Origin of the sequence: Rhodopseudomonas palustris (assembly GCF_003226555.1) — a bacterium.
GTDB lineage: Bacteria > Pseudomonadota > Alphaproteobacteria > Rhizobiales > Xanthobacteraceae > Rhodopseudomonas > Rhodopseudomonas palustris_I.
Genome location: NZ_QKQS01000023.1, coordinates 995,571 through 1,021,073 on the forward strand (window position 1 = coordinate 995,571; position 25,503 = coordinate 1,021,073).

At 65.4% G+C, this 25,503-nt stretch carries 23 protein-coding genes; 3 read left to right on the top strand and 20 right to left on the bottom strand.

From position 1 onward, the window contains the following. Positions 1-93: 93 nt before the first annotated feature. From infB to rimP, 4 genes are read right to left on the bottom strand one after another with little or no spacing between them, the layout of a single operon-like run. A complete protein-coding gene (gene infB, locus DNX69_RS17145; protein ID WP_110787146.1) occupies positions 94-2,730 on the bottom strand; it encodes a translation initiation factor IF-2 in 2,637 nt (878 codons plus the stop codon). Next, entirely contained in the window at positions 2,723-3,502 is a 780-nt protein-coding gene (locus DNX69_RS17150; RefSeq protein ID WP_110787147.1) for an RNA-binding protein, read from the bottom strand. The genes infB and DNX69_RS17150 overlap by 8 nt, the downstream gene beginning before the upstream one ends. Before the next feature lie 59 nt (positions 3,503-3,561). Then, entirely contained in the window at positions 3,562-5,175 is a 1,614-nt protein-coding gene (gene nusA / locus DNX69_RS17155; RefSeq protein ID WP_110787148.1) for a transcription termination factor NusA, read from the bottom strand. Between the two features lie 2 nt (positions 5,176-5,177). Further along, positions 5,178-5,957 carry a ribosome maturation factor RimP gene (rimP, locus tag DNX69_RS17160; RefSeq protein ID WP_110787149.1) on the bottom strand — a complete coding sequence of 260 codons (780 nt, stop codon included), beginning with the start codon at positions 5,955-5,957 and terminating at the stop codon, positions 5,178-5,180. Positions 5,958-6,284: 327 nt separating this feature from the next. On the opposite strand from rimP, the gene DNX69_RS17165 reads away from it, so the two are divergent. Further along, positions 6,285-7,370, top strand: coding sequence for a DUF2336 domain-containing protein (locus DNX69_RS17165; RefSeq protein ID WP_110787150.1), 1,086 nt, complete (start codon positions 6,285-6,287; stop codon positions 7,368-7,370). Positions 7,371-7,491: 121 nt separating this feature from the next. Further along, a complete protein-coding gene (locus DNX69_RS17170) occupies positions 7,492-8,337 on the top strand; it encodes a phytanoyl-CoA dioxygenase family protein (protein WP_110787151.1) in 846 nt (281 codons plus the stop codon). Between the two features lie 12 nt (positions 8,338-8,349). Here DNX69_RS17170 and DNX69_RS17175 read toward each other — a convergent pair whose 3' ends face one another. The 15 genes from DNX69_RS17175 to murJ all read right to left on the bottom strand — a co-directional run bounded on the left by DNX69_RS17175 (position 8,350) and on the right by murJ (position 22,376). Then, the gene (locus tag DNX69_RS17175; RefSeq protein ID WP_234826994.1) at positions 8,350-9,030 is read right to left on the bottom strand and encodes a tRNA (guanine(46)-N(7))-methyltransferase TrmB; all 681 of its coding nucleotides are present in this window, start codon (positions 9,028-9,030) and stop codon (positions 8,350-8,352) included. Between the two features lie 191 nt (positions 9,031-9,221). Then, on the bottom strand, positions 9,222-9,641 hold the full coding sequence (locus tag DNX69_RS17180; protein WP_110787152.1) for a helix-turn-helix domain-containing protein: 420 nt from the start codon (positions 9,639-9,641) through the stop codon (positions 9,222-9,224). A gap of 200 nt (positions 9,642-9,841) precedes the next feature. Further along, positions 9,842-11,452, bottom strand: coding sequence for an apolipoprotein N-acyltransferase (gene lnt / locus DNX69_RS17185; RefSeq protein WP_110787153.1), 1,611 nt, complete (start codon positions 11,450-11,452; stop codon positions 9,842-9,844). Beyond that, positions 11,449-12,570: a hemolysin family protein gene (locus DNX69_RS17190; protein WP_110787154.1), complete on the bottom strand. Its 1,122-nt coding sequence runs from the start codon at positions 12,568-12,570 to the stop codon at positions 11,449-11,451. Before DNX69_RS17190 ends, lnt begins: the two co-directional genes overlap by 4 nt. A gap of 1 nt (position 12,571) precedes the next feature. Next, positions 12,572-13,075 carry an rRNA maturation RNase YbeY gene (gene ybeY, locus DNX69_RS17195; protein ID WP_165825276.1) on the bottom strand — a complete coding sequence of 168 codons (504 nt, stop codon included), beginning with the start codon at positions 13,073-13,075 and terminating at the stop codon, positions 12,572-12,574. A gap of 68 nt (positions 13,076-13,143) precedes the next feature. Then, on the bottom strand, positions 13,144-14,202 hold the full coding sequence (locus DNX69_RS17200) for a PhoH family protein (protein ID WP_110787156.1): 1,059 nt from the start codon (positions 14,200-14,202) through the stop codon (positions 13,144-13,146). A gap of 6 nt (positions 14,203-14,208) precedes the next feature. Then, positions 14,209-15,600, bottom strand: a complete 1,392-nt coding sequence (gene miaB / locus DNX69_RS17205; RefSeq protein WP_110787157.1) for a tRNA (N6-isopentenyl adenosine(37)-C2)-methylthiotransferase MiaB — start codon at positions 15,598-15,600, stop codon at positions 14,209-14,211. A 121-nt stretch (positions 15,601-15,721) separates the two neighbouring features. Then, on the bottom strand, positions 15,722-16,381 hold the full coding sequence (locus DNX69_RS17210) for an HAD family hydrolase (RefSeq protein ID WP_110787672.1): 660 nt from the start codon (positions 16,379-16,381) through the stop codon (positions 15,722-15,724). An 87-nt stretch (positions 16,382-16,468) separates the two neighbouring features. Continuing rightward, positions 16,469-16,900 (bottom strand): Fur family transcriptional regulator, encoded by a 432-nt coding sequence (locus DNX69_RS17215; protein WP_110787158.1) that lies wholly within the window; start codon positions 16,898-16,900, stop codon positions 16,469-16,471. A gap of 62 nt (positions 16,901-16,962) precedes the next feature. Then, on the bottom strand, positions 16,963-17,448 hold the full coding sequence (gene rimI, locus DNX69_RS17220; RefSeq protein ID WP_110787159.1) for a ribosomal protein S18-alanine N-acetyltransferase: 486 nt from the start codon (positions 17,446-17,448) through the stop codon (positions 16,963-16,965). 22 nt (positions 17,449-17,470) lie between these two features. Beyond that, positions 17,471-18,166 carry a tRNA (adenosine(37)-N6)-threonylcarbamoyltransferase complex dimerization subunit type 1 TsaB gene (gene tsaB, locus DNX69_RS17225; RefSeq protein WP_110787160.1) on the bottom strand — a complete coding sequence of 232 codons (696 nt, stop codon included), beginning with the start codon at positions 18,164-18,166 and terminating at the stop codon, positions 17,471-17,473. Positions 18,167-18,301: 135 nt separating this feature from the next. Further along, positions 18,302-18,868 (bottom strand): NifU family protein, encoded by a 567-nt coding sequence (locus DNX69_RS17230; RefSeq protein WP_110787161.1) that lies wholly within the window; start codon positions 18,866-18,868, stop codon positions 18,302-18,304. A 146-nt stretch (positions 18,869-19,014) separates the two neighbouring features. Continuing rightward, entirely contained in the window at positions 19,015-19,509 is a 495-nt protein-coding gene (locus DNX69_RS17235; protein ID WP_110787162.1) for a universal stress protein, read from the bottom strand. 209 nt (positions 19,510-19,718) lie between these two features. After that, positions 19,719-20,768 (bottom strand): tryptophan--tRNA ligase, encoded by a 1,050-nt coding sequence (gene trpS, locus DNX69_RS17240; RefSeq protein WP_110787163.1) that lies wholly within the window; start codon positions 20,766-20,768, stop codon positions 19,719-19,721. A gap of 51 nt (positions 20,769-20,819) precedes the next feature. Continuing rightward, positions 20,820-22,376 (bottom strand): murein biosynthesis integral membrane protein MurJ, encoded by a 1,557-nt coding sequence (gene murJ / locus DNX69_RS17245; RefSeq protein ID WP_110787164.1) that lies wholly within the window; start codon positions 22,374-22,376, stop codon positions 20,820-20,822. Positions 22,377-22,606: 230 nt separating this feature from the next. Here murJ and DNX69_RS17250 point away from each other — a divergent pair, with 230 nt between their 5' ends. Next, positions 22,607-23,608: an adenosine kinase gene (locus tag DNX69_RS17250; protein ID WP_110787165.1), complete on the top strand. Its 1,002-nt coding sequence runs from the start codon at positions 22,607-22,609 to the stop codon at positions 23,606-23,608. 161 nt (positions 23,609-23,769) lie between these two features. Here the strand turns inward: DNX69_RS17250 and DNX69_RS17255 are convergent, their stop codons facing one another. Then, a complete protein-coding gene (locus DNX69_RS17255; protein ID WP_110787166.1) occupies positions 23,770-25,464 on the bottom strand; it encodes an AMP-binding protein in 1,695 nt (564 codons plus the stop codon). Between the last annotated feature and the right edge of the window lie 39 nt (positions 25,465-25,503).

Here is a 25,503-nt window from a genome sequence, read left to right on the forward strand (position 1 = left end):
ATGGCCGGGACCTATTCGCGAAGGCATGCTTCGCGCTTGAGCCCGGCCACGACGTCTCAGTTCAATCGAGCGTCTCGGCTGTAAGAATCGGACTTACAGCGAGCGCTGGATGGTCTCGACGCGGTAGCACTCGATGATGTCGCCTGACCGCATGTCGGTGTAGTTCTCGAACGCCATGCCGCATTCCTGGCCGGCGACGACTTCCTTCACTTCGTCCTTGAAGCGCTTCAAGGTCGACAGTTTGCCTTCGTGGACCACGACGTTGTCGCGGATCAGGCGGACATTGGCGCCGCGCTCGACGGTGCCGTCGGTGACGCGGCAGCCGGCGACCTTGCCAACCTTGGAGATGTTGAAGATCTCCAGGATCTCGGCGTTGCCGAGCATGGTCTCGCGCAGGGTCGGCGCGAGCAGGCCGCTCATCGCCTTCTTAATGTCGTCCACCAGGTCGTAGATGATGTTGTAGTAGCGGATCTCGATGCCGTTGCGCTTGGCGGCCGCAGCGGCTTCCTTGTTGGCTCGCACCGAGAAGCCGAGGATGACGGCGTTGAAGCCTTCGGCCAGAGTGACGTCGCTCTCGCTGATGCCGCCGACGCCGGCGTGCAGGATGCGCGCCGCGACTTCGTCGGTGCCAAGCTTCTCCAGCGAGCCGAGGATCGCTTCGAGCGAGCCCTGGACGTCCGCCTTGACGATCAGCGGGAAGTCCTTGCGGCCGGAGGTCTTGAGCTGGCTCATCATCTGCTCGAGCGAGCCGCGCATGCCGCTCGCCGTGGCGGCCGACTTTTCGCGCTTCTGATGGGCGCGATAATCGGTGATCTCGCGGGCACGGGCTTCGTTCTCGACCACTGCGAGGCGGTCACCGGCTTCCGGCGGGCCGTTGAAGCCGAGCACTTCGACCGGCACCGACGGGCCGGCTTCCTGCACGGTCTCGCCCTGATCGGAGATCAGCGCGCGGACGCGGCCCATCTCGGCGCCGGCCACGATGATGTCGCCGACCTTGAGGGTGCCGCGCTGGACCAGCACGGTGGCGACCGGACCGCGGCCGCGATCAAGCTTGGCTTCGATCACGGTGCCCTCGGCCGGGCGGGTGGTGTTGGTCTTCAGATCGAGGATTTCGGCCTGAAGCGCGATCATCTCGAGCAGCTTGTCGAGATTGACCTTGTTCTTGGCCGAAACTTCGACGTCGACGACGTCGCCGCCCATCGATTCGACCTGGACGTTGTGCTGCAGCAGGTCGGTCCGCACCCGGTCCGGCTTGGCGTCCGGCTTGTCGATCTTGTTGATCGCCACGATGATCGGAACACCGGCGGCCTTGGCGTGATTGATCGCCTCGATGGTCTGCGGCATCACGCCGTCGTCGGCGGCGACCACCAGCACCACGATGTCGGTGACCTTGGCGCCGCGGGCGCGCATCGCGGTGAACGCGGCGTGGCCGGGAGTGTCGATGAAGGTGATCTTGGTGCCGGTCTCCGGCGAGGTCACCTGATAGGCACCGATGTGCTGGGTGATGCCGCCGGCTTCGCCCGACACCACGTTGGCGTGGCGCAGCGCGTCGAGCAGCGAGGTCTTGCCGTGGTCGACGTGGCCCATCACGGTCACCACCGGCGAACGCGGTTCGGTGTCGGTGGTGTCGTCGACGACGTCGAACAGACCCTCTTCAACGTCAGACGCGGCGACGCGCTTGACGGTATGACCGAGTTCTTCGGCGATCAGCTGCGCGGTGTCGGCATCGATCACGTCGGTGATCTTGTGCATCGCGCCCTGCTTCATCAGCAGGCGGATCACGTCGACCGCACGTTCCGACATGCGGTTGGCGAGTTCCTGGATGGCGATCACTTCGGGAATGACGACTTCACGCACCAACTTTTCTTTCGGCTCGTTCGAGGCGTGGCCCTTCAGCCGCTGGGTGCGGCGACGGAACGAGGCGATCGAACGTTCGCGCACGTCGTCGGCATTGAGCGCCGTGACGACGGTGAGACGGCCGCGCTGCTTCGACGCGCCCGGCTTGGCGGCCGGCTGCTTCGGCGGCGGCGCCGGACGGGCGGGGCCGCCCGGACGGCGGATCATCCGCGGCGCTTCATCGTCGTCACCAGCCTCGGCTGCGACGGCCGGCGGGCGGCCAGCCGGCGTGGTCGGGGTGCGCGCGGTGGTCGTCGCAGGCCGTGCCGAAGACGCCGTGGTGGTCTCGGCGGGCTTCTTGGCCGGCTCGGCGTCGCCGAACCGCTTCTTGGCCTCGGTCTCGGCCTTGCGCTTGGCTTCGTCTTCCTGGCGGTGACGCTCTTCCTCGGCCTTGCGGCGGGCTTCGGCGGCTTCGCGCTCGGCCTTCTCGACCTTTTCCTGCTCGGCGCGGCGCACCGCTTCGATCTCGGCTTGCTTGCGCTCCTCGATCTCGCGCACGCGGGCGTCGGCCAGCGCAGTGGCGCGAGCGGAGCGCTCGTCCTCGGTCAAAGTACGTAGCACCATACCGCTGCGCGACTGCTGCGGCGCCGGGCGCGACTGCTGCTGCCGGCTCGGTGCCGGCGGCGCGGGCCTCTTCGCAACCTCGGGAGCCGCCGGCGCTGCCGGTTCGTCGCCGCCAACGCGACGCTTGCCGCGCTTTTCGACCACCACCTGCTTGCTACGGCCGTGGCTGAAGCTCTGGCGCACGACGCCCTGCTCGACGCGCGGCTTCAGCGTCAAGGTCTTGGTCGGCATCGTCAGAGTCTTGTCGCCAGGAGTTTTCGTATCAACCATTCAGTAGTCCCAATCTCTCAACGTTGTGCGCGTTCGCACGGACTTCATCAGCGGCGTCTAGGTCAGCAGCGTCTTTCGGCGTATCGATCGGCGTTCCTGCCGTGGCCGCATCGGCATTGCCGTCGCCCGCCAGCCGGTATCGGACCAGGATCTGGCAGCGCGACAGGAATGTTTGTCCGGCCGTGCCCGCAAGCAGGGCAGCATGTATCACATTTGACCGCCCCAATGCCAAATCCAATTCTGCAGAGCAGAGTGCAGCGATCCGAGGAAATTTGCGACCCGCGGTCGCAGCTTCGTCGATTTGCCGACAAAGCCCGTCCAGCTTGCGGATTCCGTCGGCAGCGCCGTCGGTGGCGTGGATCACGGCGACCGCTTCGCGGTTCTTCAACGCGGTTTCGACCTTGCCGAAACCGCAGACCACCTGGCCGGCCTTGGCGGCGATCGCCAGCGCGTCCTGCGCCGACCGCGCCAGCAGCCGTTCAATGATGTCGGCCAGATCCGCTGGCGCCTTGACGTCGCGCTTGAAACCTTTGGCGAAGACGCGGCGGCGAACCGCCTGCGTCACCATTTCCCGTGACGCCGTGACCCACAGACCGCGGCCGGGCAGCTTCCGCTTCAGGTCGGCCACCACCTCGCCGGTCGGGCCGACCACGAACCGGATCAGTTCTCCGGTCGGCCGAACCTGTCGCGTAACCGCGCACATACGCTCGGTCGCGGGCGCTTTGGCCCGCGGTCCGTCGTCGAGATCTGTGCCGGGTACGGCAGCAAGCATAGGGGCAGCAGGCCTTTCATCTCACGTGCTGCGCGGATTCGGGTCACGAGCCACAGCGGTTACTCCGCTTCGGCTTCGGACTCGTCGTCCGCGGGTTCTTCGCCGGAGGCGAGCTCCGACTCGTCGATCCAGCCGGCCTTGACGCGGGCCTGCATGATCAGGTGTTCGGCTTCCTCGCGCGACAGCTCCAAGCCGTCGAGAATGCCCGGATACTTCACCGGCTCGGCCCCGTCCTTGCGCTCGGTCCAGCCGACCAGCTCGTCGGTGGCGCAGCCGGCCAGATCCTCGACGGTCTTGACGTCGTTCTCGCCGAATTTCACCAGCATCTTGGAGGTGACGCCGGGAACGTCCTTGAGCGCGTCTTCGACGCCGAGTTCCAGCCGCCGTGCTTCGAGCTCCGACTCGACCCGGTCGAGATATTCCTGGGCGCGGGCCTGAAGTTCGCCGGCGGTTTCTTCGTCGAAGCCTTCGATCGAGGCGAGCTCGCGGGGGTCGACCAGCGCCAGCTCTTCGACCGAGGTGAAACCTTCCGAGGCGAGCAACTGACCGACGACTTCGTCGACGTTCAGGGCATCCATGAATGCCCGCGTGGTCTTCTCGAAGTCGGCCTGACGGCGCTCGGATTCTTCGCTTTCGGTCAGAATGTCGATGTCCCAGCCGGTGAGCTGGGAAGCGAGCCGCACGTTCTGGCCGCGACGACCGATCGCAAGAGATAATTGGTTATTGGTGTCCGGAACCACAACCTCGATCCGCTCGCGATCCTCGTCGATCACGACCTTGGAGACCTCGGCCGGCGCCAGAGCGTTGACCACGAACGTGGCGATGTCCGGCGACCACGGGATGATGTCGATCTTCTCGCCCTGCAGCTCGTTCACCACCGCCTGCACGCGCGAGCCGCGCATACCGACGCAGGCGCCGACCGGGTCGACCGAGGAATCGCGCGACACCACGCCGATCTTGGCGCGCGAACCCGGATCGCGGGCCACCGCCTTGATCTCGACGATGCCGTCGTAGATTTCCGGCACTTCCTGCGCGAACAGCTTCGCCATGAACTGCGGATGGGTGCGCGACAGAAAGATCTGCGGGCCGCGGGTCTCGCGGCGGACGTCGAACACATAGGCACGGACGCGGTCGCCGTTGCGGAACGACTCGCGCGGCAGCATCTCGTCGCGGCGGATGATCGCTTCGCCGCGGCCAAGGTCGACGATCACGCTGCCGTATTCGACGCGCTTGACGACGCCGTTGACGATGTCGCCGATGCGGTCCTTGAACTCGGCGTATTGGCGGTCGCGCTCGGCCTCGCGCACCTTCTGGACGATCACCTGCTTGGCGGACTGCGCGGCGATGCGGCCGTATTCCAGCGGCGGCAGGGTGTCGGCGATGGTGTCGCCGATCTGCGCACCCGGATTGGCGCGCTGCGCGTCCTTCAGCGAAATCTGGTTGGCGGGATTCTCGACCTGCTCGACCACCAGCATGTGGCGCGACAGCCGCAGCTCGCCCTTTTTCGGGTCGATCTCGGCGTGAACGTCGGTCTCCGAGCCGTAGCGGGCACGCGCGGCCTTCGCGATCGCGTCTTCCATCGCGGCGATCACGATGCCGCGGTCGATGGTTTTCTCGCGAGCCACCGCATCGGCGATCTGCAGCAGTTCCAGCCTATTGGCGCTGACGGCCATGGTCAGTCTCCCTCAGAGGTGTCGATCTCGCCGCGCCGCGCTTTGTCGGCGGCAAGGCGATGTTGCTTGGTGTTCTGCGGTTTCGGCTTGGCCGGGGTCTTGGCGGCCTTGGCGCCCCGTTTGGGCGCATAACTTTTGGTCGGATCGCTGCGCTTGGCATGCGGCGGCGGTTCCGGTGCCAACCCGAGGCTCTGCTTGAGGTCGCGCTCGGCCTGCTTGCCGCGCCGCATCGATTCGGCGATCAATTCGTCGGTCAGCACCAGCCGGGCATCGCCGATCTCGTGCATCGGCAGCAGCACCAGCGCGTCCTCGCCCTTGGGAGCCTCTTCGCGCTGAATCCGCACCGCATCGCCTTCGACACCGTCCAGGAGACCGCGGAATCGCTTGCGACCCTGGTACGGCACCGCCATCTCGATCTTCACCAAGTGCCCGGAATAGCGAGCGAAATCCGAGCGTCGCACGAGCGGACGGTCGATCCCCGGCGAGGAGATTTCCAGCCGATAGGCGCGGTCGATCGGGTCGGCGACGTCGAGCACCGGCGACAGCGCCCGCGACACCGCCTCGCAATCGTCGATCAGCATGGTGCCGTCCGGCCGCTCGGCCATGATCTGCACCGTACAGCCGGCTTCGCCCGACACTTTAATTCGGACGAGGCGGTATCCCATTGCCAAAAGCACAGGCTCTGCCACCGCCCCGAACCGCGCCGCAACGCCGGGCTCGATCACCAGGCGCGGTTCGGCCAGGGTATCGGTCTCCGGAGCGGCAGGGGTCGGCTCGGTCATATCCTGGGTCAAAGCGTTATAGCGTCTCGCCGATAAACGGTATCTTGGTGGTGAATGCATGGACTCGCGTCCGAGGGCGCGGCGGTCCAGATCCTACGATCCAGGTAATAAAAAAGAGCGGGTCCCGAAGGGCCCACTCTCGATACGGATCGTATGAGAATTTCGTAGTCAGGCGGATATAGCGCCTTTCGGTCTCAGCGACAAGAGCCGTCCGGCGAACGGGACGTCGCAAGGCCGGAACAATGCGACTGGGCGGCTCAACCCTTCGTTCACGCGAGGCCTCTAGGTTCCGGTCTGATCGATGCGGCCCGCCCGCGAGAACGATGGATGTCTGCCGCCAGCTCTCTTCTTCCCGAACTCGACGACATCGTCAGACAGGGTGATCCTGTCCGGCGCGCCGAAGCCGTGCGCCGGATTGCGGACCTGTATGTTCAGGGTGCCGAGAGCTTTCAGCCCGACCACATCGCGCTGTTCGACGGGATTTTGCTGACGCTCGTGCCGGAGATCGATGTCGAAGTCCGCAGCGAGCTGGCGAGACGTTTTTCCGCGATCACGAAGGCGCCGCCGCAGCTCGTCCGGCAGTTGGTGCACGACGAAGATATCGGCATCGCCGGTCCGCTGCTCCGACGCTCGATGATGCTCGACGATCCGACCCTGGTCGAACTCGCCAAGCAGCGCGGTCAGACGCATCTGCTCGCGATTTCCGAGCGGCCCAGTATCTCGCCTCCGGTCACCGACGTGATCGTTCGTCGCGGCGATCGCGATGTGGTGCGGAAGGTCGCCAGCAACGCCGGCGCGGAATTCTCCGCCACCGGCTTCAACGGCTTGATCCGCCGAGCGGCGCAGGACGGCATGCTGGCGATCACGGTCGGCGCCCGGGATGATCTGTCGCCGCCGCGGCTGAAGGATCTGCTGGCGTGCTCGACCGATTTGGTACGCAGGCGTCTGTTCGAAAGCGCGCGGCCGAGCGCCCGGATCGCGATCAACCGCGCGATGCGGGAGCTGGCAGGCGAGTCGCGGCAACCCTCGGTGCACCGGGATTTCGACGCCGCCCAACGCGCGGTGGTGGCGCTGCACAACAAGGGCGAACTCACCGAGGCCACCGTGCTCGGCTTTGCCCAAGCGCATCAATACGAGGAGACGGTGGCGGCGCTGTCGGCGATGACCGGCACGCGAATCTCGACCCTCGATCAGATGATGTCCGGCGAGCGGCATGATCCGGTCGTCATCCTCGGGAAGGCGCTCGGCTTCGGCTGGACGACGGTGCGGGCGCTGATCAGGCTGCGACTCGGACCGGACCGGGCGGTGGGCTGCCCCGATGTCGAAGAGGCGCAGCACAATTTCGAACGCTTGGCGCCGCCGACCGCGCAGCGGGTGCTCGGCTTCTGGAAGATGCGGCAGGCCGACGCCTGAGCCCGCCGCCCTGCGGACAGCCGGGTGTGTCGGCGTCACGCGAGGCACTGTCCTCCCGGCTCGGAAACGCCGTATGTTCGCCTCAACGGCGTGCCCACAGCGCCGGTCAGGGAGGACGATCATGCTCAGCGAGGCTGACATCACCGCGCATTCTCAGCGCATCCGCGACGACGGCTACACGGTGATCGAGGGGGCCGCAGATTCGGCGCTGGTTGCGGCGCTGATCAGCGCGGTCGAACGGATCGAGCGCGATCACCAACTCGATTGCGCCAAGACTTCCTTCGAAGGCTTCAAGACGCTGCGGATCAACAATTTGCTCACTTACGACGAGGTGTTCTGGGACGTGCCTCTGCACCGCAACGTGCTCCCGATCGTCGAAGCCGTGCTCGACAAGGAATGTCTGCTGTCGTCGTTCTGCTCGCTGGTGCTCGGGCCGGGCCAGGAAGCGCAGCCGATCCACGAAGATACCCAACTCATTCCGCTGCCGCGGCCGCATATTCCGATCACGCTGAATGCGATCTGGGCGCTGTCCGACTTCACCACCACCAACGGCGCGACCCGGGTCATTCCCGGGGGTCACAAGTACGCGACCTCGCCGGTCTACGGCCAGGACTACGACGCGGTCACCGCGACGATGCCGGCCGGCAGCGTGATGCTGTTCGACAGCGCATTGTGGCACGGCGGCGGCGCCAACACGACGCAAGGGCGCCGCTTCGCGTTCTCCTGCGCCTATTGCTGGGGATGGATGCGTCAGCAGGAAAATCTGCAGCTCGGGATTCCGAGAGAGATCGCGCAGCGCTTTCCGCGGAGGCTGCAGGAGCTGTGCGGCTACAGTGTCTACAAGGGCCAGTTCGGCCACATCGATAATCACGATCCGATCGAGTTGCTCGGTCGTGAACGCGGCAAGCGGATGGTGTGGGAGGCAACCGACGTACGAAGCGCCCGGCTGGCCGACCGAGCGAACTAATCGCCGAGCAGATCAGATCCGTTCAAAGCGCAGATAGTTGGCGCGCCGGCCCTCGCGCTCGGCTTTGCGGCCGTAGCGCGTCATCGTGTAGTTCGGCCACGGCTTGCGCCAGTCGTCGGCGCGCTGAGCGAGCCAGTCGAAGCTCGGTGCCCGCAGCAAGTGCGCCAGTGTCCAAGCGTTGTAGCCGTCGATGTCACTGACGAAGCGGAATTCGCCGTGGGGCGTCAGCGCGCGAGCCATCGCCGCGACGGTGGCGTCCTGCACGAAGCGCCGCTTCCAGTGTCGCCGCTTCGGCCACGGATCGGGATGGATCAGGTCGATCCGTGCGAGCGAACCAGCAGGCACCCAGGCCAGCAGTTCGGAGGCGTCGCCGGCGAACAGGCGGATGTTGCGGATGTTGTCGGCTTCGATCCGCGCCAGGATCTTGGCCATGCCGTTGACGTAAGGCTCGGCACCGATGAATCCCGTGTCCGGATGCGCCAAGGCTTCGGCGATCAGATGCTCACCGCCGCCGAATCCGATCTCGAGGCGGACATGCTCGACCGGCGGATCGAACAGAGTGGTGAGCGGCTCGGGCGCTGGCGCGTCGATCTGCAGCGACAGATGCGGCAGCAGATTTTCGATCAGGTCGGCTTGATGGGCGCGTAGCTTGTGGCCCTTACGGCGGCCGAAGAATGATCCCTGGCCATGCATCGCGACATCGTCGTCGCGATCTTGAGCGCCGGGTGTTGAGTCCGAGTGATCAATATTGAACATCAAGCTGTCGCACTCGCACTTCATCTGCGAGCGGTCCTGCACGCAGGGCCGCCGTGTCTTGGACCGTCAACGAAAAACCGGCCCCGCTTATATCACAGCGGAGGCCGGCGCCACGGTAGGTCGATCGATCAGTTCGTCTCGTCCACTTCGCGCGCGGCGATACGTTCGACGAGATCGACGATGCTGCGACGGAGCTTTGCATCGGTGATCTTGGTGAAGGCGCGGGTGAGCGCCAAACCCTCGGAAGTCGCGAGGAAATCCGACACGTAAGAGGGCGACGGCGCCTCACTGAAGCCGTTGCCGTTGGCGAGGCCGCCGCTCGGGCCGCCTTCGAACAAGAAGGACACCGGAACCTGCAAGACTTCAGCAATTTGCTGAATGCGGCTGGCGCCGACGCGGTTGGTCCCCTTCTCGTATTTCTGCACTTGCTGAAACGTCAGACCCAGCGCTTCGCCGAGCTTTTCCTGACTCATGCCCAGCATGATGCGTCGCATGCGCACACGGCTGCCGACGTATTTGTCAACAGGATTGGGCGCTTTAGTCGACATCTCACTTACTCCTCAGGCACGTGCACACGCCAACAGTTAGCGTATGCGGGTTGGAATACGCCTCAAATATTGGAGTCGTCAAATGTCTTTGGAATCCGAAGGGGATTCGGCGTTAATTTACGCCGAGCAAAACTCGCGGGCTACACAAGTGCGAATTTCCTCGAACTTAATCTCTGGTTGCGTCGTCTAGCTGCGTATTATCACGAAGCCGACGGGCGCTTTCGTAATAGTACAAGCATCATCACTAACGCAACCAGCACGGTCGCAGGAAGTTCGCCGAGCCGGGCATAGATGGTCGGCGAGATCGGGGCCGGCAGCCCCGAATCCAGCACCCCCTCGACGCCGAGCCCGAGCTCAGCGACGATCCGTCCAACCGGGTCGACGACTGCAGAAACGCCCGTGTTCGCAGCGCGAACGAGTGGCAGGCCCTGCTCGATCGCACGCATCCGCGCTTGCTGGAGATGCTGGTATGGACCGGTGGAAATGCCGAACCAGCCGTCATTTGTGAGGTTCAGAATCCAGCCCGGCCGCGCTCCGTCGATCTTGATTTCGTCCGGAAAGATCGCCTCGTAACAGATCAGCGGCAGCGCCGGAGGGGCGTTGGGCAGGTCCAGATTGTGGCGCGTGACACCGGACAAAAATCCGCCCTGCACCTTGGTGAGCTGGACGAAGCCGATCCTTTCCATCAGATTCTGGTACGGCAGAAATTCGCCGAATGGGACCAGATGCAGTTTGTCGTAAACCGACAGAATGCTGCCATCATGGTCGATCGCGTAGATCGAATTGTACGCGCGGGTAATCCGGCGCCCCGGCGGTAACTCGGGTGGGCGAACCGCCCCGGTCAGCAGCACGGTGCCTTTCGGCAGCAGATCGGCGATTTGCGCCATCGCGTCCGCTTCCCGCGACAGAAAGAACGGAAAAGCGGATTCCGGCCAGATCAGCAGCGACACGTCGCGCACGCCGGTCGATTTCGGTCCTGTCGAGCGGTCCGACAGCGACAGATATTTCTGCATCACGTCCGCTTTGGCAGAATAATTGAAGCGGGCGTCCTGCGGCAGGTCGGGCTGCATGATCCGCAGTCGGACGTTGTCGACGAGCCGAGTTGGCGACAATTTGAGCCGAATGCCGCCATACACCGCCATCGCGGCCAGCACGCCCAGCGCCATCACCGGCGCGGCCCAGCGCCGCTTCGCAGGAGTGTCGCCGTCGATCAGCACGGCTGGCGAGGCGAAGATCGCCACAGTCAGCAGCGTCAGGCCCCAGATCCCGATCAGCGAGATGCTCTGCGCCAGCGCCAGCGGCTCGGTCAGCGCGTAGCCGAATGCATTCCACGGAAAGCCGGTGAGCAGATGTCCGCGCAGCCACTCGCTGATCGTCAGACTGACGGCGAGCGACAGCACGCGCAGGCTGTCCGGTCGCCACAGCAGGCGCGCCAGCGCAAAGCCGAGCGCGGTGAACAGCGCCAGATAGGCCGGCAGCCCGCAGATCGCGAACGGCAGCAGCCAAGCGAAGGTGTTAGCATCGACCAGAAACGCGTAGCCGATCCAATACAGGCCGGGAATGAAATAACCGAAGCCGAACCACCAGCCCGCCATCGCCGCGGCCGGTACACCGCGCCGCTTTCCGGCCGCGGAGCCGTCGATCAGCCAGACCACGATCGGGAAGGTGATGAACAACACCGGCCAAGCGTTGAACGGCGCCATCGCCAGCGACGACAGCGCGCCGGCAAGGAACGCGATCGCGGCGCGTTTCCAGCCCCACGCCAGGATGATGCTCGAGGCGATCCGGCTCAGCAGGTTGCGATGCGTCACTGTGAACCGGTCCCGTCGCCGGTCGGTGGGGTCGAGGCGGAGGTGGCGCCATCGGTCGATGCTTCGCGGCGGCGGCCGTCGCGCGCACGGGCGACTGGCCGTTCTTTACGCGGGCCGATCCGAAGCCGTTTGACCCGTCGCGGGTCAGCGTCGAGCACTTCGAACTCGAAAGTGCCGGGGCCGGCGATCACTTCGCCGCGTACCGGCAGCCGGCCGACGTGATTGACGAGGTAACCGCCGAGCGTCTCGACGTCCTCGCCGGCTTCGCCGGTGACGAACTGATCGCCGATCATGGCGCGGACATCTTCGAGGCTGGCTTTGGCGTCGGCAATGAACGAGCCGTCGGCCTGGCGCACGATCGAGGGAGGCTCGGTCGAGTCGTGTTCGTCGTCGATCTCGCCGACGATCTGCTCGACGATGTCCTCGATCGATACCAAGCCGTCGGTGCCGCCATATTCGTCGACCACCAGCGCCAGATGGATGCGCGCCGCCTGCATCTGTGCCAGCAGGTCGATCGCCCGCATCGACGGCGGCACGTACAGCAGCTTGCGGATGATGCCGGTCTCGGTCAGCGGCATCTTCAGATCGATGGCGCGCAGGTCGAGGCCGGCGGGCAGCGCTTTCTTGCGCTTGGCGACCGTCGCCGGCGGCACCTTGGCCTTCGCCGTCATGAACGCGACGAGGTCGCGGATGTGGACGATCCCGACCGGATCATCGAGCGTCTCGTTGTACACCACGAGCCGCGAATGCGCCGCGTCCTGAAACAGGCTGAGCAGTTCGCCGAGCTGGATATCCTGCTTGATCGCCACGATGTCGGCGCGGTGAACCATGACGTCGGCGATGCGGCGATCGTGCAGCCCGAGGATGTTGCGCAGCATCGTGCGCTCGAGCGTCGAGAAGCCGGTGTCGTCGGGCGAACTGGTGTCGAGCACCACCTGCAGATCGTCGCGCACCGAGCCGGGCTTCCAGCCGAACAGCGAACGGATCGCACGGATCAGCCAATTGCTGCCGTGAGGTTGCAGCAGTTCGCCTTGATGCACCACCGCCGGTAACTGGGCCGATGGAGGCTCATCCTGTGTCGTCTGCGTCGTGGTCAGGGCTCTGTCGCCGTCGGGCATGTCAGCTCACCCGATCCTGGCCGGCATAGGGATCAGGAATCCCAAGCCGGGCGAGAATGGCGCGCTCGGCGTCTTCCATTTCATCGGCCTCTTGGTCGGTTTCATGATCGTAGCCGACGAGGTGCAGGAAGCCGTGCACGGCGAGGTGACTGAGATGATGGGTGAACGGCTTGCCCTCGTCGTCGGCCTCGCGGCGGACTGTCTGATACGCGATGGCGATGTCGCCGAGCATGCGCGGCGCACCGTCCGCCATCGCCTCCGGTTGCGTGGCCGGAAACGACAGCACGTTGGTCGGCTTGTCCTTGCCGCGAAACGACGTGTTCAATTGCCGGATGTGATCGTCGTCGGTGAGCATCACGGCTAGTTCCGCTTCGCCGGTATCAGCATCGATCGCTTCCGCCGCCGCTTCGATCGCGCGCAGCACGGTCACTTCGGCGGAGCCTTCGGCATCCCAGCAATCGGCTTCGATGACGACTTCGGTGAACGGGTGATTGGTACGGGTCATTGGAGCAAAATTAGTATCCGGGGGCGTCCCACCGCAATCGGGGCGGCGCCCAGGGCGCGGCTGCGACATCACAACTTACCATTCGCCGGGGGCGGCGGCGATCCTTCATAGGCGGCGACGATCCGCGCCACCAATTCGTGACGGATCACATCCTCGGCCCTGAATTGCACCTGTGCGATCCCTTCGACCCCGGACAATAGCCGGACCGCCTCGGACAGGCCGGAGGTCTGACCATTCGGCAGGTCGACCTGGCTCGGGTCGCCGGTGATGATCATCCGGCTGTTCTCACCAAGCCGAGTGAGAAACATTTTCATCTGCATCGACGTCGTATTCTGCGCCTCGTCGAGGATGATGGCCGCATTGGTCAAAGTGCGGCCGCGCATGAACGCCAGCGGCGCGATCTCGATCTCGCCGGATTGCAGCGCACGTTCGACGATCCGGGCATCCATCAGGTCGTACAGTGCGTCGTAGATGGGTCGCAAATAAGGATCGACCTTTTCGCGCAAATCTCCGGGCAGAAAGCCGAGCCGTTCACCCGCTTCGACCGCTGGCCGCGACAGGATGATCTTGTCGACTTCCTTGCGTTCGAACAGCTGCGCGGCGTGCGCCACCGCCAGCCAGGTTTTGCCGGTGCCGGCCGGGCCGACGCCGAATACCAATTCGTGTCGCTTGAGCGCACGGATGTAGGAATCCTGCGCTGCGGTGCGGGCGCGCACGGGACGCTTGCGCAGATTGATCGCTTCGAAAGCGGCGCCGGATGGCTGCTTGGTGTCGAACTCGAACAACGAGCCTTGGGCGATCACCGCGCGGATCGCGCCTTCGACATCGCCCTGAACCAGATCGTGCCCCGACATCGCTTGCGCGTAGAGCGTCTCCAGCACGCGTCTGGCGGCGTCGCAGCCCTCCCGCGAGCCGCCGATGGTGATGTGGTTGCCGCGTGAGTCCACCACCACGCTGAGCCTGCGCTCGATCTGAGCGAGGTTCTGGCCGTAGGGGCCGACCAGAGCGGAGGCGGCACGGTTGTCGTCGAAATCGATGACGACCTGGGTTTCAGGCGGGTTCAAGCTGTCGCGATCGGGTTTGCGGCGGGAAACGAACGAAAACGATTCCGGTGCGCTTTTGGCCAAGGGGGCTCAGGCTCCAATCGGTGCGAGGCTGTGCATGGGATGAGGCGGGGCGGCCGCCAGTTCGCCGAGCAGGCTGTAGCGTTCGAGGCTGTCGACGCGAACCGGCAGGACCTGCCCGATGATGTCGTCGGAGGCCATGACATGGGCGGGCTGCAGATAGGCGGTGCGGCCGACGATCTGGCCGGGCTTGCGGCCGGCGCGCTCGAACAGGACCTCCACGGTCCGGCCGATCGCGGCCTTGTTGAAGGCCGATTGCTGCTGGTCGATCAATTGCTGGAGCTGCTCCAACCGTTCGTCCATGACCGCTGCAGGCACCATCTCCGGCATGTCCGCCGCGGGCGTGCCGGGCCGCGGCGAGTATTTGAACGAATACGCCCCAGCGTAGCCGATTTGTGCGACAAGCGCGAGAGTTGCGGAAAAATCGCGATCGGTTTCACCGGGAAAGCCGACGATGAAGTCCGACGAGAATGCGATCGCCGCGGAGGCGGCGCGGAACCGGTCGATCACGCGGCGATAATCGTCGGCGGTGTGCTTGCGGTTCATCGCCGCCAGGATCCGGTCCGAGCCGGACTGCACCGGCAGATGCACGAACGGCATCACCGCCGGCAAATCGCGATGCGCGGCGAGCAGATCATCGTCCACATCGTTGGGATGGCTGGTCGAGTAGCGCAGCCGAACGATACCGGGGACCTCGGCGATGCGCCGCATCAGGCGGCCGAGCGGCCAGGCGCGCCCGTCCGGCCCGTCGCCGTGATAGGCGTTGACGTTCTGGCCGATCAGCGTCACCTCGCGGACCCCGTTGTCGGCGAGCCGTTTGACGTCCTCGATGATCGCCGCCACCGGACGCGACATCTCGGCGCCGCGGGTATAGGGAACGACGCAAAAGGTGCAGAACTTGTCGCAGCCTTCCTGGACAGTGACGAATGCCGAGATCCCGCGGGCGCGGATCGCGTCCGGCGCCGGTTGCGGCAGTACGCCGAATTTGTCCTGGATCGGGAACTCGGTCTCCAGCGCGCGGCCGTGATGGTCGGCCTTTGCCAGCAGTTGCGGCAGATTGTGATAGCTCTGCGGCCCGACCACGACGTCGACCACCGGCGCACGGCGGATGATTTCTTCGCCCTCGGCCTGCGCCACGCACCCCGCCACCGCGATCTGCATCCGCCGGCCGTGGTTCGCCGCTTCGTCGCGAGCGACGCGCAGCCGGCCAAGCTCGGAATAGACCTTCTCGGACGCCTTTTCGCGGATGTGGCAGGTGTTCAGGATCACCAGGTCGGCGTCATCCACGCTTCCAGTCTCGACAAAGCCTTCCGGCGCCAGCGCGTCCACCATGCGCTGGGCATCGTAGACATTCATCTGACAGCCGTATGACTTGATGTGCAGCTTGCGCGGCGGAGACATTGCGTGCGGGGGCCCGGAACAAAAAACGCGCATGTTCCAGCGCGTTGCCCGTCACTTATAGGCGAAACCGGGCGAAATCCAGCCGCGACCGCCGATTTGCTGCGCGTCGTCTTGCGACCAGCTAAATTTCGTCAATGATTTTCGACAGTTGACGCATGTCGGCGAAACAGCGATCGGCGCCGGCGGCAAGCAGCGCTGCGGCGGTGGCACCGGTGCAATGGCCGCCGCCGTGAAAGCCCAGCACGGTCATGCCGGCCGCTTTCGCCCCCAGCACCCCCGGCACGCTGTCTTCGATCACCATGCAGCGCTCTGGGGCGGCGCCCATCTGGGCCGCCGCGAACAGGAACAGGTCCGGCGCCGGTTTGCCGTGCGTGACCTGCTCGGCCGAGAACAGATGTGGGACGAACCGGCCGAGCAGACCCGCATGGGTCAGTGCGACCCGGATACGATCCAGCGTGCCGCTCGAAGCGACGCAGAACGGCCGCCCCAGCGTATCGAGCGCTTCGGTGACGAACGGGATCGGCTGCAGCGTTTCGGCGAAGGCGCGGAGCAGCGCGTCGAGCAGATTGGCCTCGATGTCATCGGCGAAGCGCCGGCCGGTCTCGGCTTCGATCTCACGCCGGGCTTCGCGGCCCGATCGGCCGAGGAAGCGCGCCGCGACCTGGTCCGGGGTGATCGGATAGCCGTAGCGGGTCAGCGTCTCGGCGTGAACCCGACAGGAAATCAGCTCACTGTCGACCAGAACGCCGTCGCAATCGAAGATGACAAGTTGGGGAGTCACATCTGCGGCCGGCTGCAATTCAAACTAACAACGCCGCGAGCCGGTCAGCTCGCGGCGGATCGGCAGATGCGCCGGTTACGCTGCGGCTCAGGACTTGTCGTCTTCGAGCGGCACGCAATAAAGTTCGAGCCGGTGATCGACCAGCTTGTAGCCGAGCTTACGGGCAATCTCGGCCTGCAGCTTCTCGATCTCTTCGTTGGTGAACTCGATCACCTTGCCGTCGCGCAGGTTGATCAGATGGTCGTGATGACTGTCGCGCATCTGTTCGTAGCGCGCACGTCCTTCGCGGAAATCGTGACGCTCGATGATGCCGGCGTCCTCGAACAGCTTCACCGTTCGATACACCGTGGAGATCGAAATCTTGTCGTCGATCGCGACGCAGCGGGTGTAGAGCTCCTCGACGTCGGGATGGTCTTCCGACTCCGCAAGGACGCGTGCGATGACGCGGCGCTGCTCCGTCATGCGCATGCCGGTCGCGGCACAGCGCGCTTCGATTTCGGTTGCCTTGGGTTCGGACATCGGCGTCAACGCATTTGATGGTGAATGATCATCTTAGGCAGTGTTCTGCCACCGCGGAGCGATCAGGACAAGTCGCGACGCATTATCAATGCGTTCAATTGTTCCCCGTTGGGCTGTCGGTAATAGCGCTCGCGTCGGCCGACCACCTGAAAACCGGTACGATTGTAGAGTCGTCGCGCCGGCTGATTGTTTTCCTCCACCTCGAGAAACACCGTAGCGACGCCGCGGCCCGCGAGATGACCGAGGTGAGTCAGCAGCATTTCGCGCGACAGGCCGCGGCCGCGATACGAGGCGGCGACCGCAATCGACAGGATTTCGGCTTCGTCCGCGCCGATCCGCGATGCCACAAAGCCGATGATTCGGCGTCCGACCCTCAGTCGGTGCACCAGCGTATTGCGCTCGCTCAAAAGGTCGGCGAATTCCTGCTCGTCCCAGCCGCGATGAAACGACGCCGCGTGCAGCTCTGCGAGCTTCGGCGCATCGCGTAGCGTCGCGGTTTCCACCACGGCGTCGGCATAACCCCAGAACTCGGCCAGCCAAGTCATCATCGATGGCACATATCGCGGCGCGTCATGCGGCGGGCTGTGCTGCTTGAGCGATCGGGTCGATCTTGGGCTTGGCGTCGGGTTGCCGCAGATAGAACGGCTTGGCGGGTGCGGCTTCCGGCGTTGCTGCCGCACCGAGCCAGGCGAGCCAGCCGATATCCGGCGCAGGGCGCTGATCGACCGCCAGCGGCGGCGGCGTCAGCGCCGGCCAGCGATCGGCGATGAGCTGTGCTGCGTTGCCGACCAGTCGCGGCGCGCCATAACGGGCGGCTTCCAACACTTCGGCGATCGGCGCCACACGCGGCCGGACGATCATCGTGCCGTTGCCGGCGACGAGCTGATAGTAGACGTGGTCGTGACGGGCATCGATCACCGACAGGATCGGGGTCTCGTCGGTCTCGCTCACCAGCGGCGCCGCGAAGGCCGACAGCGTCGTCAGCCCAACGACCGGCTTGGCGGCGGCGAGCGCGATGCCGCGCGCAGCCGATAGGCCGACGCGCAGCCCCGTAAAACTACCAGGACCGGTGGTCACCGCGATGCGGTCGATATCGAGAAAACCGATGCCGGACGCATCCATCACCCGGCCGAGCAGCGGCACCAGCGCTTCGGCATGGCCGCGCTGCATCGCCTGCGATTCGCCGGCGAGCAAACGATTGGCTTCGGTGTCCAGCACCGCGGCTGCGCAGGCGTCGAGAGCTGTGTCGATGGCGAGGATCAGCATCCGGCTAACATATCAGCAATGCGACGGCTGCGTCATGTCCCGGCCGGATCGATCGACAACTATTCGGCTGTACGGCATGGCGCGGTGCGTCATGCCTGTTTGGCGTGCTTGCCTAGCGCTACGGCAATGTCCCGGTCAGGTGACCGGGCGCACTTCCAGCACTTCGGGCACGAAGTGCTTCAGCAGATTCTGGATGCCGTGCTGCAACGTCGCGGTCGACGACGGGCAGCCGGCGCAGGCGCCGCGCATGTTGAGATAGACGATGCCGTCCTTGAAGCCGCGGAAAGTGATGTCGCCGCCGTCGTTGGCGACCGCCGGCCGCACCCGCGTTTCGATCAGATCCTTGATGATCTCGACCGTCTCGGCGTCGTCCTTGGCATAGAACTCGTCGTCGTCGCCGTCCTCACCATCCGATTGGCCGTCGGCCAGGATCGGCGCGCCCGACATGTAGTGCTCCATGATGGCGCCGAGGATCGCGGGCTTGAGGTGCTGCCACTCGCCCTTGTCCTTGGTGACGGTGACGAAGTCGGCGCCATAGAACACGCCGCTGACGCCATCGATGTCGAACAGCCGTGCCGCGAGCGGCGAGCGCGCCGCCTGGGTCGCGTCGGTGAATTCCAGTGTGCCGCTGTCGAGCACGGTGCGGCCGGGAATGAACTTGAGCGTGGCCGGATTGGGGGTCGGTTCGGTCTGAATGAACATCGAATGTCTCCGTCGTCGCCGGTTCAAGGCCGGTGCGTGGGTCTCTCCTAGCAAATAGCGCTCGGAAACGCACGATCAACCCGCCGTCTCTCCTGGAGGTTGCTGAAAGTCGCTGACGATGCTCACGTTTTCGAGCGGTCGCGGCCTCAGGCGAGGGCGTCGATGTCGTCGTCGGTGAGGCTGGAGGCGACCATCATCACCGGCACCGGGAACGTGCCGAGATGGCGCACCATCGATGTGACGATGGGGCCGGGGCCATCCGGCCCGTCGTCCGCCGCCAGCACCAGCATGACGATGTCGACGTCCTGCTCGATCACCTTGCGCACCTGGGCGATCGTGTCGCCCTCGCGGATCACGCGCTCCGGGGTGATGCCGGCGACGCCATTGGCGCGGCCGGAGGCGCGGTCGAGCGCGAGTTCGGCGGTTTCGATCGCTTCGGCGCGCATCACGTCGGCGACGCCGAGCCATTGCTGGTTCTTGTCGAGGATCTCGATCACCCGGAGCATCACGACGCTGCCGCCGACCCGCACCGCCCAGCGGCTGCCGTAATACACCGCGCGGTCCCATTCGGCGGTGTCGTCGACGATCACCAGGCACTTCGGCTTGTGGCCGGATTCATAGCTCCGTCGCTGGCTGCTCAATGGTGCCCCCGGGTTCCCACGCGCGCGCCCGCGCAAACGCGTCATGCTGCCATGGCGGCAGCGGGAAGGACAAGGGCAGGCCCTCCCAAGGGCAAGCCTCATGGTGAGGAGCGCAGCGAAGCTGCGCGTCTCGAACCATGGCGATACAAGCTCGTCGTTCGAGACGCCCGGCTGCGCTGGGCTCCTCACGACGAGGGCTGGGACCGATATCAGCCCTTCTTGCGCACCATGCCCATGATGTCCTTCACGGCCACCATGGTTTCGGCGGCGATCGCGCGGGCGCGGTCGCTGCCGTCGGCCAGCACCGAGTCGACATAGGCGTGGTCGGCGGACAGCCGCTTCATTTCGCCGGAGATCGGCGACAGCTTGGTGACGGCGAGGTCGACCAGGCTCGACTTGAACGCGGAGAACTGCGCGCCGCCGAACTCGGTCAGCACGTCGGGCTTCGGCTTGCCGGACAGCGCCGCGTAGATTCCGACCAGATTGTCGGCCTCGGGGCGGGTTTCCAGGCCCTTTTCCTCGCTCGGCAGCGGTTCCGGATCGGTCTTGGCCTTCTTGATCTTCTGCGCGATCGCGTCGGCGTCGTCGGTCAGGTTGATGCGCGAGTAGTCGGACGGGTCCGACTTCGACATCTTCTTGGTGCCGTCGCGCAGGCTCATCACCCGGGTCGCCGGGCCGGTGATCACCGGCTCGGGCAGCGGGAAGTAACCGTCGCCAAAGCCCTGCGCCGCAATCGATGCCGCGAAGTCGTTGTTGAACTTCTGGGCGATGTCGCGGGTGAGCTCGACATGCTGCTTCTGATCCTCGCCGACCGGAACATGGGTGGCGCGGTAGACCAGAATGTCGGCGGCCATCAGCACCGGGTAGTCGTAAAGACCGACCGAGACGTTCTCGCGATCCTTGCCGGCCTTCTCCTTGAACTGGGTCATGCGGTTCAGCCAGCCGAGCCGCGCGATGCAGTTCAGCACCCAGGCCAGCTCGGAATGTTCCGCCACCTGGCTCTGGTTGAAGATGATCTGCTTCTTGGGGTCGATACCCGCCGCGATGAACGCCGCGGTCACTTCGCGGATGTTCTTGCGCAGCTCGTCCGGACCGCCCCAGACCGTCACCGGAACTGTGATCGCGTGCAGATCGACGACGCAGTAAACGCAATTGTGCGTCTCCTGCATCTTTACGAAGTTCACGATCGCGCCGAGGTAATTGCCGAGATGCAGATTACCGGTCGGCTGGATGCCGGAGAATACCCGCTGAATGGTCATGATCAGGTCCTGGAGCGTGCGGATGAGGCGCCGTGAAGTGGCACAGCTCCGCTAGCCGCGCAAGCCACGCGGTCGCCGCAGCGCGCGGAGCGCCGCATTCGGCGGGATCACGCCGAACAGCATCAGGGCTGCCGCATCAACGATCAGGCCGCCGCCGATCAGCACCGCGAGTGCCGCGGCTTGGACCAAAGTGGAGGCCGCCGCCAACGTCGGCAGCACAAAGCCGGCCGCGAGCCACAGCACGGCGCCCATCACAACGGATGCAAGCACGATCAGCACCAGGCGGCGCCGCGCCGGCGCATCGATGGTGACGCCGAAGCGCTGCACGCCGCGTCCCAGCAGCAGGGCTGCGTTGCTCCAGGCGCCGAGGCTGATCGAAGCCGCCACCCCGGCGGCGCCGAACAATCGTCCCAGCAGCACGGCGGCGGCAAGCGCGACTGCGACCGAGACGAGGGTGGCCACGAGCGGCGTGCGGGTGTCTTCGCGGGCGAAGAACGCGGCCGACCAGTTTTTCGCCAGCACCTGGGCCGGCAGGCCGATTGCCAGCAACGCCAGCGCCTGGGCGGTCGCGGCCGAATCCGCGGCGTTGAACGCGCCGTGTTCGAACAGCAGCCGCACGATCGGCTCGGCGAGCACGATCAGTCCGAACGTTGCAGGCAGCGCCACGCCGATCGTCAGTTCCAGCCCGCGTGAAGCGGCCTCCGACCGCGCGGCGTTGTTGCCGCCGCGCACCGCGCGCGCCAATTCCGGCACCAGCACCGCGCCCATCGCCACGCCGACGATGCCGAGCGGCAGCTCGATCAGCCGGTTGGCGAAATACAGCCACGACACCGCCGCCGGCTGCGCCGATGCGATGATCGCGCCGGCGACGATCAGGAGTTGCGGCCCGGAATTGGCGATCATGCCCGGAATTGCCTTGGCGAAGAACGCCCGCATGGCGGTGTCGAAGCCGGCGCGCAGCGGCGTCGCCAGCCGTTCGCCGCGGCCGTTGAACGCTAGGACCGACAGCTGCAACAGCCCGGCGACGCCCACCGTGCCGGACAGGATCAGTGCCGCGGAGGTCGGGTCGTCGTGGCCGAGCAACAGTGCCGCCGTGACGATGATCAGCGAGACGTTGAACAACAGCGGCGAGAACGCCGTGAGGCCGACTTGGCCCCGGGCATTGAACAGCCCCATCATCACGGCGACCGGGCCGGCGAAAGCCAGATACGGCAGCATCAGCCGGGCGTCGCGCGTCGCCATGAGGAGCGCGGGTTGGCCGACGAAGCCGGGGGCCAGCACCCCGATCAGCAGCGGCATGAACACGCCGAGTAGGATCGCCAGCAGCAGCGTCGCCAGCGCGATGGTGCCCAGCAGCCGCCCGGCGAACGCGGCCGCCGCGGCCGCGCCGTTGTGTTCGCGGACTTTCAACCAGGCCGGCACCAGCGCGGCGTTGAGCGCGCCTTCGGTGAGCAACCGCCGCGTCACATTGACGAGCTGAAACGCCAGCAGGAACGCATCCGCCACCACCCCGGCGCCGAGCAGCGCCGCGACCAGTGCGTCGCGAACGAATCCCAACAAGCGTGACGACAGAGTCCCGGCGGAGACGGTGAGGAGCGGGCGAAGCATGAACCGCGTTATAGCCCGGTTGCGCGCTCAAGCGCCTGCGCCGATTAGCTTTTGATCCATTTGGTAAAGAGGTGCCTGAGCGGCGCGCCGCGGCTTCGGGCCGGTTCGCTTGCCGCTGCCGACCCGAACATGATAGGTCGGCCCGCCTTTCGCGCGGCCGGCGATGCACCGGTCCGACCCGCACAATTTGCGGGATTATCCTCATTTCTCCCCGCTATGGATCGAATTCGATGAGCTCAGCCCAATACGACGTTCTCGCCATCGGCAATGCGATCTTCGACGTGCTGGTCCGCACCGAAGAGGACTTTCTGGTCAGGCACGGCATGGCCAAGGGCGGCATGGCGCTGATCGACGAAGCCCGCGCCGCGGCGATCTACGCCGATATGGGTCAGGCCACCGAAATGTCCGGCGGCTCGGCCGCCAACACCATCGTCGGGCTGGCCTCGTTCGGCGCCCGCGCTGCCTATCTCGGCAAGGTCAAGGACGACCAGATCGGCAAGCTCTACAGCCACGACATCCGCGCCGCGGGCGTCACCTTCGACACCAAGCCGGCGACCGGCGGCCCGGCGACCGGCTGCTCCTACATCCTGGTGACGCCGGACGGTCAGCGCACCATGAACACTTATCTGGGTGCTGCGCAGGATCTGTCGCCGGCCGATATCGACGAGGCCAAGATCGCGGCGTCGGCGATCACCTATCTCGAAGGCTATCTGTGGGATCCGCCGCAGGCCAAGGAAGCGTTCCTGAAGGCCTCGAAAATTGCCCACGGCGCCGGCCGCAAGGTGGCGCTGACGCTGTCGGATGCGTTCTGCGTCGACCGCTACCGCGGCGAATTCCTCGAGCTGATGCGCTCCAAGACCGTCGACCTGATCTTCGCCAACGAGGCCGAGCTGCACTCGCTGTATCAAACCTCGGATTTCGACGCGGCGCTGACGCTGCTCGCCCAGGACGTCGCGCTCGGCGTCGTCACCCGCAGCGAAAAGGGCTGCGCGGTGGTGGACAAGGACGGCGTCACCTTGGTGCCGGCGACCGCGATCGATCAGCTCGTCGACACCACGGGCGCTGGCGATCTGTTCGCTGCCGGCTTCCTGTTCGGCCTGGTCCGCAACCTCGGTTATGAAAACGCCGGCCGCCTCGGCGCGCTGGCGGCCGCCGAAGTAATCCAGCACATCGGCGCAAGGCCGCAAGTGTCGCTGAAGGAACTGGCGCAGCAGCACGGGCTGCCGGTGTAAGACTCTCCCCGAGTCATTCCGGGGCGCGAACGAAGTTCGCGAACCCGGAATCTCCTGTTTGTCGTACTGCCGTCTTGCAGCACATAGCGGGATTCCGGGTCTGCGCGCTGTCGCGCGCATCCCGGAATGACGTCGCTCTTGTTGTTACTTGCAACGACAGCTCACGCCGTTTTCGCCGCCTTCAGGCCGAGTTTGGCCTCGACCTTCTCGCGCATGATGAACTTCTGGATCTTGCCGGTCACCGTCATCGGGAATTCGTCGACGAATTCGATGTAGCGCGGGATCTTGTTGTGGGCGATCTGGCCCTGGCAGAAGGCGCGGACCTCGTCGGCGGTCAGGGTTTCGCCGGGGCGCTGGCGGACCCAGGCGCAGAGCTCTTCGCCGTAGCGGTCGTCGGCGACGCCGAAGATCTGCACGTCCTGAATCTTCGGATGGCGATACAGGAATTCCTCGATCTCGCGCGGATACAGGTTCTCGCCGCCGCGGATCACCATGTCCTTGATCCGGCCGACGATGTTGCAGAAGCCTTCTTCGTCGATCACCGCGAGATCGCCGGTGTGCATCCAGCCGGCGTCGTCGAGCACGTCGGCGGTCTTTTCCGGCTCGTCCCAATAGCCGAGCATGACACTGTAGCCGCGGGTGCAGAGTTCGCCGCGGGTGCCGCGCGGCACGATCTTGCCGTCGAGATCGACCACTTTCACTTCGACATGCGGATGGATGCGGCCGACGGTCGATACCCGCCGCTCCTCCGGATCGTCGACTGCGCTTTGGAAGCTGACCGGACTGGTCTCGGTCATGCCGTAAGCGATCGTCACTTCGCGCATGTTCATCAGGTCGTTGACCCGGCGCATCACTTCGACCGGGCAGGGCGCGCCGGCCATGATGCCGGTGCGCAGCGACGACAGATCGAACGAGGCGAAGTCCGGATGATCGAGCTCGGCGATGAACATCGTCGGCACGCCGTACAGTGCAGTGCATTTCTCGCGCGATGCAGTCTGCAGCGTCACCAGCGGATCGAAGCCTTCGCCGGGATACACCATCGTGGCGCCGCAGGTGACCGAGGCGAGGTTACCCATCACCATGCCGAAACAATGATACAGCGGCACCGGAATGCAGATGCGATCCTGTTCGGTCAGCTTCATCGCGCGGCCGACGAAGTAACCGTTGTTGAGGATGTTGTGGTGGGTCAGCGTCACGCCTTTGGGCGAGCCGGTGGTGCCGCTGGTGAACTGGATGTTGACCGCATCGTCGAACTGCAGCTCGTCTGCGAACTTCGCGATTTGCTCGCGATGCCGCGCGCCGCCCATCGCCGACACCTCGTCGAACGCGACGGTGCCCGGCGCTTTCGGCCCGCCGACCTGGATCACCGTGCGCAGCTTCGGCAGCTTCGCCGACTGCAACGCGCCGGGATTCGACGTGGCGAGCTCGGGGATCAGCGTGTTCAGCATTTCCATATAGGCCGAGGTCTTGAACGCAGTGGCGGTGACCAGCGCGGCGCAGCCGACCTTGGCGAGCGCGAATTCCAGTTCGCTCAGCCGGTAAGCCGGATTGATCGTGACCAGGATCAGCCCGGCCTTGGCGGCGGCGAACTGCGTCAGCGTCCATTCCGGCCGGTTCATCGACCAGATGCCGATGCGGGCGCCGCGTTCCAGGCCGAGCGCGAGGAAGCCGGCCGCCAGCGCATCCACCCGTGCGGTGAAGTCACGCCAAGTCCAGCGGGTGTCGTGGCTGGGTGAGACCAAGGCCTCGCGATCTGGCCACAGCGTGGCGGCGCGATCGAGCGCCTGACCGATGGTGATGCCGAGAAGCGGCGCGTCGGAGACGCCGCAGACATAGCTGGGGGTCGCGTTGGTCACGTCCTTGGTCCTCGCCTTATCGCCCGGACAATTCTGAGT

What these genes read in the sequence shown, in the direction of transcription:
- DNX69_RS17175 (WP_234826994.1), bottom strand. Translation starts at nt 9,030, where the DNA reads ATGCATGGCCAGGGATCATTCTTCGGCCGCCGTAAGGGCCACAAGCTA.
- trpS (WP_110787163.1), bottom strand. Translation starts at nt 20,768, where the DNA reads ATGACCATTCAGCGGGTATTCTCCGGCATCCAGCCGACCGGTAATCTG.
- DNX69_RS17250 (WP_110787165.1), top strand. Translation starts at nt 22,607, where the DNA reads ATGAGCTCAGCCCAATACGACGTTCTCGCCATCGGCAATGCGATCTTC.
- DNX69_RS17180 (WP_110787152.1), bottom strand. Translation starts at nt 9,641, where the DNA reads ATGTCGACTAAAGCGCCCAATCCTGTTGACAAATACGTCGGCAGCCGT.
- tsaB (WP_110787160.1), bottom strand. Translation starts at nt 18,166, where the DNA reads ATGCTGATCCTCGCCATCGACACAGCTCTCGACGCCTGCGCAGCCGCG.
- DNX69_RS17150 (WP_110787147.1), bottom strand. Translation starts at nt 3,502, where the DNA reads ATGCTTGCTGCCGTACCCGGCACAGATCTCGACGACGGACCGCGGGCC.
- DNX69_RS17230 (WP_110787161.1), bottom strand. Translation starts at nt 18,868, where the DNA reads ATGTTCATTCAGACCGAACCGACCCCCAATCCGGCCACGCTCAAGTTC.
- ybeY (WP_165825276.1), bottom strand. Translation starts at nt 13,075, where the DNA reads ATGACCCGTACCAATCACCCGTTCACCGAAGTCGTCATCGAAGCCGAT.
- rimI (WP_110787159.1), bottom strand. Translation starts at nt 17,448, where the DNA reads ATGATGACTTGGCTGGCCGAGTTCTGGGGTTATGCCGACGCCGTGGTG.
- infB (WP_110787146.1), bottom strand. Translation starts at nt 2,730, where the DNA reads ATGGTTGATACGAAAACTCCTGGCGACAAGACTCTGACGATGCCGACC.
- DNX69_RS17190 (WP_110787154.1), bottom strand. Translation starts at nt 12,570, where the DNA reads ATGCCCGACGGCGACAGAGCCCTGACCACGACGCAGACGACACAGGAT.
- DNX69_RS17165 (WP_110787150.1), top strand. Translation starts at nt 6,285, where the DNA reads ATGTCTGCCGCCAGCTCTCTTCTTCCCGAACTCGACGACATCGTCAGA.
- nusA (WP_110787148.1), bottom strand. Translation starts at nt 5,175, where the DNA reads ATGGCCGTCAGCGCCAATAGGCTGGAACTGCTGCAGATCGCCGATGCG.
- murJ (WP_110787164.1), bottom strand. Translation starts at nt 22,376, where the DNA reads ATGCTTCGCCCGCTCCTCACCGTCTCCGCCGGGACTCTGTCGTCACGC.
- rimP (WP_110787149.1), bottom strand. Translation starts at nt 5,957, where the DNA reads ATGACCGAGCCGACCCCTGCCGCTCCGGAGACCGATACCCTGGCCGAA.
- miaB (WP_110787157.1), bottom strand. Translation starts at nt 15,600, where the DNA reads ATGTCTCCGCCGCGCAAGCTGCACATCAAGTCATACGGCTGTCAGATG.
- DNX69_RS17170 (WP_110787151.1), top strand. Translation starts at nt 7,492, where the DNA reads ATGCTCAGCGAGGCTGACATCACCGCGCATTCTCAGCGCATCCGCGAC.
- DNX69_RS17215 (WP_110787158.1), bottom strand. Translation starts at nt 16,900, where the DNA reads ATGTCCGAACCCAAGGCAACCGAAATCGAAGCGCGCTGTGCCGCGACC.